Annotated in this window: 4 protein-coding genes; all 4 read right to left on the bottom strand. The window is 32.3% G+C overall.

Features of this window, described 5'->3' with window-relative positions:
- Positions 1-137: 137 nt before the first annotated feature.
- Positions 138-782: a MarR family transcriptional regulator gene (locus AC1EU5_RS15935; RefSeq protein WP_480193411.1), complete on the bottom strand. Its 645-nt coding sequence runs from the start codon at positions 780-782 to the stop codon at positions 138-140.
- A 20-nt stretch (positions 783-802) separates the two neighbouring features.
- On the bottom strand, positions 803-1,066 hold the full coding sequence (locus AC1EU5_RS15930; protein ID WP_480193410.1) for a DUF2024 family protein: 264 nt from the start codon (positions 1,064-1,066) through the stop codon (positions 803-805).
- Between the two features lie 4 nt (positions 1,067-1,070).
- On the bottom strand, positions 1,071-1,793 hold the full coding sequence (locus tag AC1EU5_RS15925) for a hypothetical protein (protein WP_480193409.1): 723 nt from the start codon (positions 1,791-1,793) through the stop codon (positions 1,071-1,073).
- Between the two features lie 65 nt (positions 1,794-1,858).
- Positions 1,859-2,092, bottom strand: a complete 234-nt coding sequence (locus tag AC1EU5_RS15920) for a thioredoxin family protein (RefSeq protein WP_299436339.1) — start codon at positions 2,090-2,092, stop codon at positions 1,859-1,861.
- Positions 2,093-2,344 lie beyond the last annotated feature (252 nt).

Genomic DNA, 2,344 nt, shown 5'->3' with positions numbered 1-2,344 from the left:
ACGAATGTGGTGTCATCGATATTGTATATGAAAAGTAGCGGGTATATGAGTTCAGACTTTTCAGATAGTTTTGTTCTTTATTAAAAGTAGGAATTTCAATTCTTTTAACCACCCGCCACTATTTTTTATATACGATGTTAGCCACTGACTTTTTCTTCATACTCTGGACAGTCCAATCTAATCTCTTGATTTAATAATTCCTTTTTAAGCAAATTACAGTAATCTGATTCTTGCTGTTTTTCATAAAACTTGCATCCATAGCAAGTCCGTTGTACGCTCAATATTCCGTTACGATTTAATTTGTAAATCAGTTGACTTAAAGTACCAAATAAACTCTCTAATTCGGATTGCGAAAGACTATCCACTTGTTTTTTTAATGGATTTGAGAAATCATAGGTTTGAGAAACAATATCACTTCCTAAATCAGATAATGATATAGAATAACTACGACTATCTGAAGATGAAAAATCTTTAACAATTAATTCCTTCTTATCTAAAATTCTAATTGCATCACTTACAGTGGGTTTTGTTACGTTAAATTCTTTAGCAAGATGACTAACGTTGCACAATTCTTGTTTGTGAAAAGCAATAAATATGAGTATCTGAATTTGAATTGGACTTAAACCAACCAATTTTGCTTTTTCCCATAACAAGACTTTAAATACTTCCGAAACGCGTTCCATTCCTGCAACGATTTTACTCGAAATGTCTTTTTCTTGTTGTGCTGGGTTAAATGTACTTTCCTTCATAAAAAAGCCTGCCGAAATTTGTTCGACAGGCAAAGTTAGTAATCCTAATTAAATTAATTACAATTTTCCATTTCTATTATAAAATAGTCTTGACTTTTGATTGATGAGACTATTTCTTCTGTTGCCTGTTCAATATGGCACAAGCGACATTCATTTGAGGTTAATTTACCTGTTTTAAAAGATTTTGTCTTCAGGTAATCTTTTCCAAAACTAAATATGATTTGTTCATTGGTTATATGATCAGGAACGAGAATATCAAAATGCATAATATTACCATCTTCTTTTTTCACATAAGTGTCCCAAACTGCTACTTTCATCTTATTAGTTTTTTACTTTATATGGTAGTGATAAATCTCCACTAGCCACACTAAAAACTTCGTAAACTCCGAGCATAGGTAAGTTCTCATTGCTTGTATTTACTTTCATAAATGCTGTAACACCATCGTAGCTAAAGTCTATTCTATTGTTCATACGATAATCTGGCACGACTACTTTTATTGAATTATCTTTAGTTGTTACAGGATAACCAGGTGAATCCATATACATTGGCATTCCTGGGTTTGTTGGTGGTAAAACAACTGTTTTATCTGCTTTCTTAAATTGTTTAACTGAAAGTCCTCCATCAACTCTTTTATCCTCGTGAAGAATCACCCAATGTGGATGCCAAATAATTCCGTCATTATCAAATATTTGGTCACTATTCTCATCCCAAAGAGGTGTGTCGTCAAAGTCTGGATGTGATGTTAGGGCAAGTGCAACAATTCCATCTGTTTGATTAAAGCCAACATCTGTAGGTTTTAAACTTGTTGGAAATACATATCCCAAAACAGGTGCACCATCAAGTTGACCAACTTTAGTTGGTGTTGTTTTTCCTGCTGTTCCATTTACAGTTATTTCCCAAATGGTAATCCCTAAACCGGGTTTGTGTGTTACACTAACTTCATTAATTTTGAAATTATCATTTTTATATTCGCTTTCTTGTGCGCAGGAATTTGTTGTGTTTAAAAGGAAAGTTGCTGTAAGTAATAATAGTATTGATTTCATTATAATTTGTTTTAAGAAGTTAGGATTTCTTTAATATTAGGAATCCTAACTTTATGTTATAAAAATTAACCTTTTACATCTGCCATTGAAGCACCAAAGTTTATATGTAACGTATTTCCATTTGGTGTTACTAAAGCTGGAACAGAGTTCACTCCTGCTTTTTCAGCTTCTGAAATTCTGTTTCGGTCTTCTCCAATATTTACGACTTCAACATTTTCAGCTCCTACTAAATTAACGATATCATGTTCTGCACTTATACAAACCGGACATCCTGCGTGATAGAAAATTGATTTACTCATTTTATTAAATTTTTAGATTAGTGCAATATTGCAATACAAATATAGTAAGGAATCCTAACTATAAAAATTACATTCAATATTTTTTAAAAAATATATTTGATTATTAGATTAGAATAGTGGTTGCCGTTTTCAGAGCTTGTGTTTAACGGTTTTGTGTATGGCTCGTTGCGGAAAATCAGTTATGATGTTCCGCCGTAACCTAAAGATAGCAAATTGCAATGAATTCCGATTAGGAATTCAGCCGCAATGAGC

The organism is Maritimimonas sp. 2405UD52-3 (genome assembly GCF_056591715.1).
Note: the sequence above shows the minus strand (reverse complement) of the source record. Positions and strands in the feature narration are given on the sequence as shown.